This window comes from Vibrio sp. qd031, assembly GCF_002100145.1.
Taxonomy (GTDB): domain Bacteria; phylum Pseudomonadota; class Gammaproteobacteria; order Enterobacterales; family Vibrionaceae; genus Vibrio.
Map to the genome: position 1 here is coordinate 435153 of NZ_JXQD01000024.1, position 15691 is coordinate 450843.

Genomic DNA, 15691 nt, shown 5'->3' on the forward strand with positions numbered 1-15691 from the left:
TCGCCGCAACTACTCCTTGCACCCGATGTGACGTTTACCGAGAGATCGGGTCACGTTTTACATGCAACATTGTTAGTACCCACATTGAGTACATAAACAGCTTTGCACAAAACGTGACCAACTTCGTGTCCAAGAGCATCCCTTCCAGCCGTGAGGCTGCATTGTTAACCGTGGGATCGACACCATCAGAGCAAGACTGTGCGGCGCTTAAAAACGAGATAATTACAAAATGAAAAGAATGCTAATAAACGCAACTCAAAAAGAAGAGTTGCGTGTTGCCCTAGTAGATGGGCAAAAGCTTTTTGATCTGGATATTGAAAGCCCAGGTCATGAATCTAAAAAAGCCAACATCTATAAAGGACGCATCACCCGAATTGAACCAAGTCTAGAAGCCGCATTCGTTGATTACGGTGCTGAAAGACACGGTTTCCTTCCTCTAAAAGAAATTGCAAAAGATTACTTCCCACAAGGATATACCTACCAAGGCCGACCAAGTATCAAAGAGGTACTTAAAGAAGGCCAAGAGGTTATTGTTCAAGTTGAGAAAGAAGAACGTGGTAATAAAGGCGCAGCCCTAACGACCTTCATCTCTCTTGCGGGTAGTTACCTAGTTCTAATGCCTAATAACCCTCGTGCTGGCGGTATTTCTCGCCGTATCGAAGGTGACGAAAGAACCCAACTTAAAGCGGCTTTAAGTACTCTTGAGCTTCCTCAAGGAATGGGTCTTATTGTTCGTACAGCAGGTGTTGGTAAAAGTGCAGAAGAGCTTGAGTGGGATTTGAACGTTCTGCTTAACCACTGGAACGCAATCAAAGACGCTTCAGACGCGAACCAAGCACCGTTTTTGATCCACCAAGAAAGCAACGTTATTGTTCGCGCCATTCGTGACTATTTACGTCGTGATATTGGTGAAATTCTTATCGACAGCAACACCATTTTTGAACGTGCACAAGCGCACATTCAATTGGTGCGCCCTGACTTTATGAATCGCGTCAAAAAATACGACGGTGAAGTGCCACTGTTTAGCCACTATCAAATTGAAAGCCAAATTGACTCTGCGTTCCAACGCGAAGTTCGTTTGCCATCTGGTGGTTCAATTGTTATTGACCCAACAGAAGCGTTAACCTCTATCGATATTAACTCCGCTCGCGCAACCAAAGGCGGCGATATTGAAGAGACTGCACTCAATACTAACTTAGAAGCCGCTGACGAAATTGCGCGTCAATTGCGCCTTCGTGATCTAGGTGGTCTGGTTGTTATCGACTTTATCGATATGACGCCAGTACGTCACCAGCGTGAAGTAGAAAATCGCCTACGTGATGCAGTTCGTGTTGACCGCGCACGTGTTCAAATTGGTCGAATTTCACGTTTTGGTCTGTTAGAGATGTCTCGTCAGCGTCTAAGCCCTTCTTTGGCTGAAGCGAGCCACCATATCTGTCCTCGTTGTTCAGGTACCGGTGTCGTGCGTGACAATGAGTCACTGGCACTGTCTGTTCTTCGCTTAATTGAAGAAGAAGCTCTAAAAGACAACACCACTCAAGTAATGGCTGTCGTACCAGTACCTATTGCTTCTTATCTACTCAATGAGAAACGCCGCAGCGTCAATCACATTGAACGTGCGCAAGAAGTGAAGATTACTATCGTACCAAATTCAGATATGGAAACGCCTCATTTCGAAGTGATCCGTATCCGTGACGGTGAAGAGCAAAATATCCTTTCTTACCTTGTGCCGAAAAAACTGGAAGCACTAAAAGAAGCAGAAGCTCGTGAAGCAGGTGAACTCGATCTAGCTCCTAAGAAAATTGAAGAGCCAGCGCTTAAAGGGTTTGCAGCCCCGGCACAGAACGCGCCGACACCAGCACCTAAGCCAGCAGCTCCATTGGCGAAAGCCGAAGAGCCTAAAGCCGCGACTCCGGGACTATTTGCCAAACTAGCCAGCGCAGTATCGTCTTTCTTTGCATCAGCAGAACCTAAAGTTGAAGAGAAGAAAGAAGAAAAAGAAGAGGCAAAACCACGCTCAAACAATCGTCCACGTCGCGATAACGACAGACGTCGTGGTCAACGTGACAACCGTCGCAATAAGCCACGCAACAACCGCAAAGATCGTGATGAGAGTCAACGCGATAATGCGCAACGTGATGATAAACGCGACGATAAAGCTAAACAACCTCGTCAAGAGAAAGGTCAAAAACCTCGCCAAGAGAAAGGCCAAGATCAGCGCCAAGATAAGAGAAAGCCGCGTAAAGAACGTGACAACAAACCGAACACTAAAGTTGCTGAGCAAGGCACTCAAATTGCCGAAGAAGCACAGCAAACTACAGCAACGGATGCACGTACTTCACAAGTTAAACAGCGTCGTCAAAAACGTCAGCTTAAAAAACGTGTACGTGTTAAAGATCAGCAAGCTAATGCCGACACCCAAAAGCTAGATGCGCAGAACGCTGCCGTCGAAGCGGAAGTGAAAGCAAATGTTGAAGCGCCAGAAGTTGCTGCAGAAAACGCAACGGAAGAGAAGCCTCAACAACGTCGTAACCGTCGTACTCCGCGTCACCTACGTGCAAGCGGACAGCGTCGTCGTCGTGGCCGTGATCGTCGTCCTAATCCGTACCGTTTGCGTAAAGGTGGTGTAATGTCACCAGAAATGGCAATGGGTAAAGTATGGCCGAAATACGACCTACGTCCTCGTCGTAAGCCGCGCAACGATAAGCAGAAAAATCAGTCGACTCAAATCTTAGGTGGCTTTGCTACTCCAGAAATGAGTATGGGCAAAGTGATTATCCTTTCGAAAACAATCGCTAAGGTAGAAGCTCCCGTAATTGAAACTCCTGTAGTAGCGCCGGTTGTCGACACTGTTACCGCGCCAGTAGCCGAAGCACCAGTAGTAGACACACCCGTTGTTGAAGCTCCGGTTGTTGAAGTCGCCGAGGTTGAAGCTCCAGCCGTAGAAACGCCAGTAGTGGAAGAAGCTCCTGTAGTTGAGGCTGTTGTAGAAACACAACCAGAGCCGGTTGTTGAAGCTAGCGTTGAACCAACGTCTCCTGTTGAGCAAGCGCCACAAGTGGCAGTTGCACCAGCGCAATCTGGTGTTAAAGCCAAAGGTCATGCAAGTTCTAGCATGACTAAAGCGGCTGGACCATCAGAGTTGAAAACCATTACGGTCAAAGCAGCTGAGTTCAGACAAGAGCGATATCAAGCCAAAGGTGCTGGAGCTATGGCAGCCACCAGTCAATCTACGGCAAACATGGCGAAAACCGCTGAATAATCGCAAAAGTGATTAACATTAAAGGCACTCAGATGAGTGCCTTTTTTTTGTCACATGGTTTAGTTACCCTCAATATGCGATTGATTCTTGAACTTAGTCACTAAACTGGGTACGATTCGCCCTCATTTTGACCCCAATTTTTGGTAACAACAGATTACAATGTTTGAATTTCCTCAGATTTCGTCTCATTCTGCCAAGAATGACATCTTATCGGGCCTTACCGTCGCTTTAGCACTTGTGCCTGAAGCGGTCGCCTTTGCCTTTGTTGCAGGCGTCGATCCTATGATTGGCCTTTACGCTGCGTTTATTGTTGGTCTTGTTACTTCGATCTTCGGTGGTCGCCCTGGCATGATTTCTGGTGCAACTGGTGCAATGGCCGTTGTCATGGTGTCTCTTGTTGCTGACCACGGCGTGCAATACCTATTCGCCGCAATTATGTTGGCGGGTGCGATTCAAATATCCGCAGGCTTGCTCAAGCTGGGTAAGTTTATCCGTATTGTTCCACACCCAGTCATGATCGGCTTTGTTAACGGATTGGCAATCGTGATTTTCCTAGCCCAACTCGGTCAATTTAAAGCACCTGATATAAATGGTGTGCTTACGTGGCTGCCGACACCAGAGCTTATGCTGATGTTGGGTCTAGTTGCAGTTACTATGGGTATCATTCACTTTTTGCCTAAGATTACTACTGCGGTACCGTCGTCACTTGTGGCGATTGTGTTCGTTACCTTGGTGGTGCAAATTCTTGGCCTAGAAACTCAAACCGTCGTCGACTTCTTAAGAGCGATGTCTGGTGACGCTTCAGCCACGTTGGCGGGTACCTTGCCAAGCTTCTCAGTCCCAGCAGTACCGTTTGACCTAGAAACGCTACAAATCATCTTGCCTTACGCAATCATCCTAGCTGCAATTGGCTTAATTGAATCGCTACTGACACTGACCGTATTGGACGAAATGACCAATACTCGCGGTCAAAGCAACCGTGAATGTGTTGGCCAAGGTATGGCAAATATGACCTGTTCCGTATTCGGTGCCATGGGTGGCTGTGCCATGATTGGTCAATCAATGATCAACGTCAATTCTGGCGGTCGCGGTCGTTTGTCTGGGATTGTTGCTGCGTTGGCGCTTCTGTTCTTCATCTTGTTCGCCTCTAGTCTAATCGAAATGATCCCACTAGCGGCGCTCATCGGTGTGATGTTTATGGTGGTGATTGGTACCTTTGAGTGGGCAACCTTCAAACTTGCTCGTCGCGTACCTAAGAAAGACTTCTTTGTGATTGTGCTCGTTACCGTGGTGACTGTACTGACGGACCTCGCCATTGCGGTTCTTGTTGGTGTTATTGTGTCGGCCCTTATGTTCGCATGGGACCATGCAAAACACATTTACACCAGCAGTAGCATCAATGAAGAAGGGTCAAAAGTGTACCGAATTCACGGTCCAATTTTCTTTGGTTCTGCAGCCAACTTCTTAGAGCTGTTCGATGCAGAAAATGACCCCGTTGATGTGATTGTTGATTTCGCCGAATCGCGTGTTACCGATCACTCGGCCATTGAAGCTATCGAGACCATTGCAGAACGTTACTCAAGCAAAGGTAAAACGCTTCATCTTCGCCACCTAAGTCCAGATTGCCGTGCTTTACTTCACAAAGCGGGTAGCTTAGTTGAGATCAACGTAAAAGAAGATCCAAGCTACAAAGTGGCCACTGATGTGTTAGCAGGTTAATACGCTCGGCCATAATGTTATAAAAGCCCACGATTTCGTGGGCTTTTTTCATTCCTTTAGCCTAAGACCAAAGTCTACCTTGACACGACTTATTAACGATCTTTTTACACAAACAACATATAATTGATCCAGATCAACATTAGCCATACTAAATTTAAGGTAATTTGTTGGTGTTAATAAGACGTAACGTAAAGGTTACCAAGGAGGAGAGTATGGAACTAAAACAGGACCCACGTTGTTATACAGACGTCTGTGTCGATGGCCTTTGGTATCATTATGATCACTGCGGAACTCGCGCCTATGTACTAAGAGGCGGTTCATCACCCGAGATTAACTTTTCTAGCGAGCCTAAGACCGAACAAGAGCTCATCGACCTCATAAAGTCTATTCCAATAAAATGACTAAACTGCCCGGTATTTACCGGGCATTTTGTTGACTGTTATAATCGTCTATACCCACCGCCTTACGCTTAAACAGTATGACTCATAACGTTGACCAAACTTCCTTTTAAGTACTTGCTCTTCTGGCATGATTTGGAATCTCGTGATGTAAGCAATATATAGCCCAACCGAGAACCACCCCCACGCACTAACAAAGACTAGGCACCAAGCAATCAACACAAACATCATCGACAAATACATTGGGTTTCGAGTAAAGGCGTACACTCCATCTACAATCAGTGTAACGGTATGTTCTGCCTTATTGGGATGGATAGTCGTGTTTGCTCGTTTGAACGCCATAACGGCCGCTGATGCGATATACACACCTATAATTACCATTAAACAAGCCACCAACAAGTTGCTGTACTGCAATTGATACTTAAAATCTGCCATCCAAGCGGCCAGTAGGCCACATAACCCCATTACGACAGGCGGTGGAATAAAAACATTTCGCATCGAGTACTCCCTCACAAAGTTCGAACCTATGCTAACACTTTGATAAATTAATCAAACAGTCGATTGTTACCATTTTATAACAATCATCTAATGGCTATACTAGGGTCTGGCATTGGTTGAGTTCTACAAGCAGCGGATACCTCACAATAAGGAATAGCACCCACTTTAGAACATGGAGCCCTAAATGATTGATAAACGTTTGGACAATAGATGAAACAACACAACACCTTTACTCAGCGGCTATTTTGGTGGTGGGATACATACCTTTCTCAATACGCTCTCGCCATGGCGAACGCTAATGCCTTCCTGCTAGTGTTGATATACTCAATCGTCGTATACATCGGTTACCACCTCACAGGTGAGCATGCTTTAACCGAAGAGTTTATTGATTTTATCTATTTTCTTGCGGTCACAGGCTCAACAGTTGGCTATGGTGATATGTCACCCCAAACCAATGCTGGGCAGCTTTTTACCGCGTTTTTTGTGATCCCACTGTCTTTGGCACTGTTTGGTCTAATCATTGGTAAAGTCCTAAGTGCACTGTCTGCACTGTGGTACCGTCAATTTAAAGGAAAACACCACGTGAATCTGTCTAATCATATTGTCGTCATTGGCTACAATCGCGAACGCACTCCCCATCTGGTTCAGATGCTAAAACGAGAAGAAAAGCAGCGCCAAATAGTATTGATAAGCGTTGAACAGCAGCAAAATCCACTGCCAGAGCAGGTCGAATTTATCAATGTTCACGGCTTTACCGATGTCGATGACTTAAAGCGGGCAAACATTGAACAAGCCTCCTGTTTGGTCGTAGACACTGACACGGACGAAATGACGTTAACTATTGCGCTATTTGTCGCGCAGATGAACCCCAACGCTCACTTGGTCGCGCACTTTATCGATGATGTAAAATGCCAAATTTTGAGCGCACACTGCCCTAACTCAGAGTGTATTTCTAACTTATCGACGGAACTGTTAGCCAAATCTGTGATGGATTTTGGTAGCAGCTTAGTGCATTCGGAGCTGGTGTCTGCGCATAAAGGACAAACCCAATACAGCATTCAAGTGCCAAAAGAGTGCTCTACCTTCCCACTCAACGCACTGTTTTTAACCTTTAAGCAAGATTTTGAGGCGACCATTATCGGGGTGCGAGACGCACAAGGCGAAGTCCATATCAATCAAAAACTCGACCAACCGATATGCGGTGGCGATACATTGTTCTATATTGCCGACGAGCGGATAGAGTTTAAGCAGTGGCCTGAATAAGGCCACTGCCTCCATCATTGCAATGAGTCTAATCTACCCATTATTTTGGTTCTTGCATGTGCGCGCCTTTTCTTCGCTTGGTAAAAGCTCCGCAGTTCGATTAGTTATAAAGCTGAAACACTATCGAAAATAGCTCAATAGCATCCAAACTCATGTCCATTGACTACACCAATGTGTGAATCCAAGCGTTTTGCTTCATCCTTCGGACAAACAAATACGACTTAAACACTTCCTCTAAAGAGATCCCAATAAAAGCCCCTATCAAGCCATAATCGAGCACAATCCCTAACAAAAATGATACCGGTGCACCGACGACTGCAAAGCTAATCAGCGTTATGTTCATCACAGCTTTTGCATCACCGCCTGCCCTCAATAACCCAGGGATCACTGAGTTTACCGCAGTAAAAAACAGTGACACGGCCAATATCCAAATACAGATCCGCGCCAATCTATGTGATTCTTGTTGGATGTTATATAGGCTAAGCAAAGAATCGGACAACGCAATTAATAACACCACAGGTATCAGCATCACCACGACACCCGTAGCAATCGCACTCACGGCACTGGCTTTCGCTAAACGGTACTTTCCAGCCCCTAACAATTGACCAATACGTATAGCCGTTGCTTGACCAATTCCTCCCACCGGCAGTAAAAACAAGCTTTTAAAGGTTCGTACAATGGTGTACCCAGTAAACGCAATCGCACCAATGGCGTTCATCAAAACGGTATAGAAAACCCGTGCCCCTTGCCAATAAAACCCATCAACTGTGGATGGGTAACCCAGTGTTATCACTTTTTTAAGTTCAGCTGTGTTAGGCGTAAATATCGCCTTCAAACCGAAACGTTTTGCCAATAGGTACAGCAATACCCCGCACTGGCCTGCGCTCGCGAATAATGTCGCAATGGCCGCTCCGCGCAGTCCCATTGGTGGAAATAACGGCTCAGTTATCCCTGGTATTGCGAGACCAAAGATAAACACGTAGTTCCCGACAAAGTTAACGACATTAAACGTCACTGCGACTTTAACTGGTGTTCGGGTGTCACCGGTTGCATTAAACGTTGCCGCCACCATTTGAGACACCAACATCAACGGGATCGCAAGAGCCACAACAGAAAGATACAATGACGCGGTAGAAGGCACATCACTCCATTGGTCACTGGGTTTTAGAAAATCAGTGGTGAGTAATGCCACCAGCTCTGCAGAATAAAAATAAACGATGGCACCTAACGCGACACCACACAGTGCGGCAGACACAATAATGCTTCCTGCCACTTGTATCGCCTTAGCTGACTGATGAGCTCCGCTGTATTGCGATATGAGAATGCTTCCGCCTGTCGACAGGGCAGCAAACAGCAAAAAACTAAAGGTCAACAACTGCTGAGAATTACCCAAACCAGAGATCGCAACTTCGCCTAACTGACCAATCATAAGCGCGTCGACAAACCCCATTAAGGTAAATAGAAACCCTTGGATCATGATTGGTAAGGCTAAACTTACAATCGGCTTGGACAAACGGTAATACGTTGATATCACCTTATTCCCCTAGCTCTTGCAGCACAGTGTCGATAGCATTCGATACGAGTAGCGTTTGTTTCTCAACCAGATCAAGCTCGCGAGTAAACCATTCAACATGCCCTTTGCATTCCTCTTCGCTATTGTCTAACGAGAAAAATCGCGAAATGTACATTGGCACTGCCTGCACAAATAGCCCTATAAGACGCAGTTCATCCGCTGGAAAGGGTAAGGTTTTTCTGTAGTGCTTTATAATGACTCGCCAATTATCCTGCAAAATGTCCAATGCTAGATCTTCGCTCTCATCGAAATCCCCCGCATCCAGCTGCTGAGTCGAAAATCGATGGCGTAACTGTTGGTAATAGAAAATCTGGCTGGTCCAATAGACGTCACCTAAGCGATAGTCGAGACGAGAAAAGTCGAAATCTATAAGCTGCGTGTAGTGCTCATTCGCATCGTAAAACAGATTAAAGCAGTGCATATCTCCATGGATATAACACCGCTTCAATGGCGTAAGATCTGCGGCATCCATCTGTTGTTGTAGCGCAAGCGCGCTCGTTCTTAACTTGGGAACCAGTGCTAACATCGCTGCCGATTTCTCGTCGCCGGAGCTTCGCAATTGAGCCTCAAGATTGGTCAGCCAGATCATATACGCATCCACATCAAGCGTCTGCATCTGTAAATTAGGATGCGGTTCATTAAAGTTTTGCATCGCCTTATGAAACGTTGCTAATGCGCCAACAGTCTGCGGTCTAAAACGAAGTTTATTAGGCTCAGACCATGTGATAGTGCGATCAGGGATGTATTCTGTCATCACGTATATATGCCCGCTGAACTCGACATATTGACGGCCATCTTTCGTCGGGATCACTTTAGGCGTTGGGCATAGATGTGCATTTAGGTGCTCGATTAACGCTATTTCGTTTTCGACAAGCTGAGCAGTATTGCGCTTAAAACAGTTTTTAAGCACAACTTTCCCGTGCTCTGTAGTGATCACAAAAACTTCATTTGCCATTCCGAAGAAGCTGAGAGACACTTCTTGTACTGGTGGAATATCATATTGCCACAACACAAATTGCAGTCGACGTTGGACGGGCTCCGATCCCATGAGCTTCTCTTTTGGCTATTTTAAATACTTAATACTACCAATCCCTTCTCTATACATACTGTGAATCGCCTCTCATCCACTTGCAACATGCTCATTTACGTAAGAAATTCTTAAACCGTCATACAGCCTGTAATCTTGTCTCAAGCCCAAGACTCAACATCATTGTCATAAAATTGTAGTAAACAGTATCGCGCAATTTATTTACAATCTTCTTACAAAGAACGCCGACCGATGTCCAATTTGGCGAGATATCAGCCACACTATGAAAAGGAAATCTCTATGAATAAATCCACGATCGCAGTAGTAACCCTTGCGCTAAGCCAAGGTTTATTGATCCAAGTAGCTCAAGCTGACGAGCCAGGTTACCTAGGCGCACGTCTGGGTTACTCAGAATTAAGCAGTAATGCTTGTTCTTTGGATACGCCTTGTGATGATGGCAGTTTGGGTGGTGGCATTTACGGTGGATATAATTTCAACCAATACTTTGCGCTAGAAGCTGGGCTTGATCTGCTTGGCGACTTTGAGACAAACCTAGGGGCAGACGTCACAGGTGACGCATTGATGAAAGCCATCACTCTTGCGCCAAAATTTACTTACCCAATCAGTCAAGAGTTTGATATTTTTGCCAAAATTGGTGGTGCATACATGAACTACGATGGCGATAGCGATGTGGTACCGACTGGCTCTTTGGGTTTAGAGTACCAATTAACTAAAGGCTTAAATGCTCGCCTAGAGTATCAACGTTATCAAGACTTTACCGACACTATCGTCAAAGGTCTCGACGTGAACTTCTTTGGCCTCGGACTCTCCTACTTATTTGGTGCACCAGAGCCAGACACCACGAGCGAGTCTGAAGCTCGTCCTGTTGCAGAAGCACCTGCAGCACAACCAGCAGACGATGAGCCTGTGGTGGCCACCGTAGCAGCAACTGCGGCGGCCGCGACAGAGATTGGTAAGAAACAACAAAACCAACTGTTTGACCAAGGCACCTTCGAAAGTGGAAGCGCTAAACTGTCGGATCAAGGTATGGAAAGCCTCATGCCACTGCGTGAGCTGCTAGCCGCGCATCCAATGGCCAGAGCTGAAATTGTTGGTCATACAGATTCAGGTGGTTCAGAAGAATTTAACCAAGCTTTGTCTGAAGCACGTGCTCAAGCCGTGGCTGACTTCTTGGTAGAAGGTGGAGTGAGTCGTGAACAACTCATTGTTGAAGGCGACGGTGAGCTATTCCCTATCGCAACCAACGAAACCGAAGAAGGTCGAGCTCAAAACCGACGTGTTGAAGTGACTATTCCTAGCTTTGAATACGACGAAATCTAAACCAGCCTCTATAGCTCACGAATACTACACCAGCTACTTAACTCTAAGTAGCTGGTGTTTTTGATTACCCAATTGCCAAACCAATACGCCAGAACGCGGCATCATTTGTACCTGCTGCAACATTGACGATGAGTACCCTTTATTGACCATCCATTGAAGCGGCTCTCTAAATTGGTCTTCATCAATAATAAAGGTATCGCTTGTACCAACCTCTGGCTTGATGGTAACCACCCATAATCTCGATTGGTGTTCAGACAGGTCGCTCATGCCTTGCTTTACTTTCATTATTAGTGGCCGTAGCTGTGTGTTAAGTTGCCTAAATAGTGACATTCTTGATCCCATTTCTATATCTATGCACGGACAAACTGCTGTTGATAGTAGTGCGGGTGACGATCTTGATCAATCTTTTGATGGTTAACCATTAAAGCAATCACCGTATGAATTGTTTGAACATAAATCATACGATAAAATAGCGTATGTCATACTGATAACCTAAACACCATGAAAGTCCTTTCAATCGGTCTAATCTGCGTTGGTTTCATGCTTCTTGCCAAAAGCGTGCACCCTCTTGCTCGCCTAAGTAATAATGACCGTAGCAGTCACTGGAAATATTTACGTACCTTAAACATCGTGTTTATGTTTGGCTACTTAATGCTTATTTTAGTCACTTGGATGAATGATGTCGCCGATCATGTCAATCTGACCATTGCTATTATTGTGTCAAGTGGGGGAGTGTTTGTCTTTTTAGTGACAAAACTGTCTCATGCAACCATACAAACTATTGCTCAATCGTCTAAACGCTCCGAATACGCAGCCAATCACGACTTTCTGACCAATTTACCTAATCGACTCTGCTTTCTTCGAACGCTGGAATCGCGGGTAATCCAGCATTCCCCATTTTACCTAATGTGCTTTGACCTCAACAAGTTTAAACAGGTGAACGACGGACTCGGACATCACCAAGGCGATCAACTCTTAACCTTGCTAGCAAAGCGTTTGCAAATGAACTTTTCGGCTCAAGCTACGTTATTTCGAATTGGCGGTGATGAGTTTACAGTCATTATTGAAGGGGGCGAAATTTTGGATTTAGAGGCGACACTAGCGTGCACCCAATCGTCATTGTCCGTACCTTTTACACTAGATGGCCAGCAAATCAACATTGGATGCAGCATTGGAATAAGCCGCTACCCCGATGACGGCTTGTCTCCGGGTGAGTTGCTTAAGCATGCGGATCTAGCTATGTATGAGTCGAAACGCACCAATACCGCAGCGACTTTTTACCGAACTGAACTTGCCTCCGACGCAGCGGCAAAACTGGCATTGACACACAGGCTGCACATTGCCATTGAGCAGCAACATTTTGCAATACATTATCAGCCCATTGTCAACAAAGACCATTACTCGTTGTACGGGGTAGAAGCATTGATCAGATGGCAAGATACCGATGGTCAGTATATTTCACCAGACGTATTCATTGGTATTGCAGAGCAATCTAACTTAATGAAAGACATCACTCAATGGGTTCTTAACCAAGTAGTATCCGATATCCCACAGATGAAAAAGCATGGATTTATTGGCGCTGTGCACGTCAACCTATCAGCCAATGATTTTCGAGATGACCTGTTAGTCGATTTACTCGATCAATGGGTTTCACAAGGCCGAGTCTCACCAGATTGCCTTGTGTTCGAAGTGACGGAAAGCGCTATGTTAGTCGATATTGAAAACGTCAAAAGAGTCATGCTTGCGTTGGGAAAAATAGGGTTTAAGTTCAGTATTGATGACTTTGGCACCGGATTTTCTTCGCTAAGCCTACTGCGAGAGCTGCCTGTGCATCAAATAAAAATCGATCGTAGTTTTGTTGACAGCATGGATACATTGCCCGCCAATTATACCATTGTGGAATCGGCCATATTTCTAAGTAAGGGACTTCATTGCTCGGTGGTAGCGGAAGGTGTTGAAACCCAGTCGATCAATGATAAGTTAGTGGAGATGGATTGCGACCATTTGCAAGGTTACCTACATGGGCGACCACAACCGTTGACCGAACACATTCGCTCATCTATCGAACGAGGATTGATGTCCGCTTAACACTCAACTATAGCGTTTACTTTATCGTGTAAACACACACGGCTCATACCGCGCCAACTTGCCAGTTGTTTCACTTCAGGTCTATGCTCTAATTATCATGGATGATATAGACAACTCTCGTGTCGCCAGATAGACCGACGCAGCACGATGCGAGACAGCGCCCCGGTCGTACGAGCCGACAACTCTTACAACGAGCAACGAGCTTGGTTGCGCTGCTGAGCGCATTTTACTTTTTTGACTATGCATTGTTTGACGTCAGTGAATGGCGATTGCAACACAGCGATTACGTCACAGAGCTGCTGAAGAAATGGCAAGATCTAGTCAATCATCCCAATAAACTGGTGCAACTGGCCTTATGCCTGATGCTTTTTGTTATTGGGGTTAAAGGGTTCATTCTACCAACGATAAAAAGCCTTGTTCAAAATACACCTGGTGTGATTGGCCATTTTTCCACTACTTACAACTCGCAAATCCAAAAGATTCAGTCCTGGTTTTCAACGGGTGCCGACGTTATCGAAAAGGGCTCGATGTGGTTATTGCTGGTCTCACTGATTTTTTATCTGTTCAATGATAGAGAGTCGAGCGCCATCACGACCGCTTGGGAAACGATCGACCGCGCGCAAGGGAAATGGGGAGATCTAGGAAGACGAGAAGCACTTAGTACTCTCATAGACTACGATGTTAGCCTTATTGGGATTGACCTAAGCTATGCCTCACTTAGTGGGCTCACTTTTGATGACGAGCACGACAATTACGATGTTGACCCTGATCGTCCTTTTTTAGATTTAGTTAGCCTCAGTCATTCAGATATTAGTTTTTCGTCATTTCCTTGCGTGTTTATGCGCCAAGCAGATCTACAACATGCTGTGCTAAGCGGTACCCGCTTTACTGGTGCCGATCTTAGAGACACCCTTTTTAGAGGCAGTAACTTTGGTGGCAGCCCAATAAAGGCGCGCCATTATGTGATCACAGATTTCAGTTTTGCTGACTTACGAGGTGCCAACCTGAGTGATCTCCCCGTCACAGCAACGCACCCACCTTCACCGTACATCAAATACTTATCCAATATTCAGCCACAAGGTGCCTGGTTACTCGGTGCGGACTTACGCGGTGCGGTCGTCGGCAAGAAAGTCCTCGGGTTATCGGATCCTGCCACGCCAACGCAGCTCAATTTTGCATTAGAAAATCTAAAAACCTTTGCGCTTTGGGATCAACACACCGTTTTTCCAACCATCATTCGTAATCAACTTAACTATTGGCAGTCGCAAGAAGAAACCCTCGAAGCAAAAAAGCGCCGTTGGCAACACTTGGTCGCCCTCTATCAAGCCAGCTTTGGGGAAGAGCGAGCTAAAAGACTATTAAGCTATGTTGAATTGAGCAGCAATAACTCGCAGCAACTCAATCACCAATTTGACAGCATCAGCGACTTCGCTTGCCGACGGCTCGACGATGATTTTTGATGTTTTTTTGCCGCGAACCATAACAGCAAAGTCGAATTCTTACCTATTAAAGCCGCTTATAAGCATGTTTTTAAAGACAGCAGTCTTTTATTCTCCCATTTGCTAAATCCCATAGACTACCAAGGATTACCCTTGAAATATTCTTGCAAATAATCAATGAGTACTCTTACCGTCGGAGATTGGTGTTTTCTGGAAGAGTAAAGCGCATATATCGTTAGGTCAGCGGGCTTCCATTCTGATAGCACTGGCTGCAATGTACCGCTTTCGATGTATTTATTCGCTAAGTAGGTTGGCTGAATGGCGAGACCTCCACCAAGAAGTGCCGCATGGAGTAATGCAGTGGCCTCGTTAGCAGTAAGTTTACATTCAACATCGATTGATTTTTGTTGGGTACCTTTCGTGAGGTGCCATACGTGTCGTTGAAAGTTTTTATACCCTAGACAATTATGTAAACTCAACTCCTCTGGCTCCATGATATCCTCCCTGCTTGCTAAATAGGCAGGTGACGCAACCAGTACCGATTCGCAAATTGCTATCGGTTTACCAATCAAAGAGGGCTCAGGATTAGAAGCAATTCTAATCGCTAGATCAATTTGCTTTTCTGTCAGATCAGCAACTGAATCCTGAAGATCGATATCGACATTGACTTTGGGATGCATAGCCATGAAATTCAACAGCGCAGGGACAAGTTGCGAAAACCCAAGTGACATACTTGTCGCAACTCGTACCATCCCAGATAGTTCTTCACTATCATCACTTAACGCGACTAACCCGTCCGCTTGCTCAAGCCAAACCTCAACTTCTTTTAAACATCGCTCTCCGATCGTTGTGAGCGTTACCTTTCGGGTTGTTCGGTGTAGCAAACGAGCGTTTAACCACTTCTCCATCGCTTCGATATAACGTGTCACCATGGGACGAGACATCTCAAGTCTGTCTGCCGTAGCGGTAAAACTACCTGATTGAGCAATATCAACAAATACTTTTGCAGCCGTTAATTTATCCATTAATTTGTTCGAATTAAGAAATAATGATGTTTGATTTTGTATGTTTTTTAGAACATGT

12 protein-coding genes are annotated in these 15691 nt (G+C 45.4%); 7 read left to right on the forward strand and 5 right to left on the reverse strand.

The annotated features are described in order from the left end of the window. The first annotated feature begins 229 nt into the window (after positions 1–229). The 3 genes from rne (at position 230) to ST37_RS10815 (ending at position 5382) form a co-directional block, all read left to right on the forward strand. A complete protein-coding gene (gene rne / locus ST37_RS10805) occupies positions 230–3262 on the forward strand; it encodes a ribonuclease E (protein ID WP_084886131.1) in 3033 nt (1010 codons plus the stop codon). Positions 3263–3421: 159 nt separating this feature from the next. Continuing rightward, the gene (locus ST37_RS10810; RefSeq protein WP_084886133.1) at positions 3422–4981 is read left to right on the forward strand and encodes a SulP family inorganic anion transporter; all 1560 of its coding nucleotides are present in this window, start codon (positions 3422–3424) and stop codon (positions 4979–4981) included. A 212-nt stretch (positions 4982–5193) separates the two neighbouring features. Further along, positions 5194–5382: a hypothetical protein gene (locus ST37_RS10815; protein WP_084886135.1), complete on the forward strand. Its 189-nt coding sequence runs from the start codon at positions 5194–5196 to the stop codon at positions 5380–5382. 48 nt (positions 5383–5430) lie between these two features. Here ST37_RS10815 and ST37_RS10820 read toward each other — a convergent pair whose 3' ends face one another. Next, positions 5431–5877, reverse strand: a complete 447-nt coding sequence (locus ST37_RS10820) for an isoprenylcysteine carboxylmethyltransferase family protein (protein WP_084886137.1) — start codon at positions 5875–5877, stop codon at positions 5431–5433. A 210-nt stretch (positions 5878–6087) separates the two neighbouring features. On the opposite strand from ST37_RS10820, the gene ST37_RS10825 reads away from it, so the two are divergent. Further along, positions 6088–7140 (forward strand): ion channel, encoded by a 1053-nt coding sequence (locus ST37_RS10825; protein WP_084886138.1) that lies wholly within the window; start codon positions 6088–6090, stop codon positions 7138–7140. 163 nt (positions 7141–7303) lie between these two features. Here the strand turns inward: ST37_RS10825 and ST37_RS10830 are convergent, their stop codons facing one another. Beyond that, positions 7304–8674 (reverse strand): MATE family efflux transporter, encoded by a 1371-nt coding sequence (locus ST37_RS10830; protein WP_242426279.1) that lies wholly within the window; start codon positions 8672–8674, stop codon positions 7304–7306. Position 8675: 1 nt separating this feature from the next. Then, positions 8676–9761, reverse strand: coding sequence for a phosphotransferase (locus ST37_RS10835; RefSeq protein WP_084886140.1), 1086 nt, complete (start codon positions 9759–9761; stop codon positions 8676–8678). A gap of 279 nt (positions 9762–10040) precedes the next feature. Between ST37_RS10835 and ST37_RS10840 the strand changes: the two genes are divergently transcribed. After that, positions 10041–11081 carry an OmpA family protein gene (locus tag ST37_RS10840; RefSeq protein WP_172400985.1) on the forward strand — a complete coding sequence of 347 codons (1041 nt, stop codon included), beginning with the start codon at positions 10041–10043 and terminating at the stop codon, positions 11079–11081. 33 nt (positions 11082–11114) lie between these two features. Here ST37_RS10840 and ST37_RS10845 read toward each other — a convergent pair whose 3' ends face one another. Further along, positions 11115–11366: a hypothetical protein gene (locus tag ST37_RS10845; protein WP_084886144.1), complete on the reverse strand. Its 252-nt coding sequence runs from the start codon at positions 11364–11366 to the stop codon at positions 11115–11117. 216 nt (positions 11367–11582) lie between these two features. Here ST37_RS10845 and ST37_RS10850 point away from each other — a divergent pair, with 216 nt between their 5' ends. Together ST37_RS10850 and ST37_RS10855 are read left to right on the forward strand one after the other, a co-directional pair. Next, positions 11583–13169: a bifunctional diguanylate cyclase/phosphodiesterase gene (locus tag ST37_RS10850; protein WP_084886146.1), complete on the forward strand. Its 1587-nt coding sequence runs from the start codon at positions 11583–11585 to the stop codon at positions 13167–13169. 119 nt (positions 13170–13288) lie between these two features. Then, positions 13289–14629: a pentapeptide repeat-containing protein gene (locus tag ST37_RS10855; protein ID WP_084886148.1), complete on the forward strand. Its 1341-nt coding sequence runs from the start codon at positions 13289–13291 to the stop codon at positions 14627–14629. Between the two features lie 116 nt (positions 14630–14745). On the opposite strand, the gene ST37_RS10860 is transcribed toward ST37_RS10855, so the two are convergent. After that, a complete protein-coding gene (locus tag ST37_RS10860; protein WP_084886150.1) occupies positions 14746–15633 on the reverse strand; it encodes a LysR family transcriptional regulator in 888 nt (295 codons plus the stop codon). Positions 15634–15691: the final 58 nt, after the last annotated feature.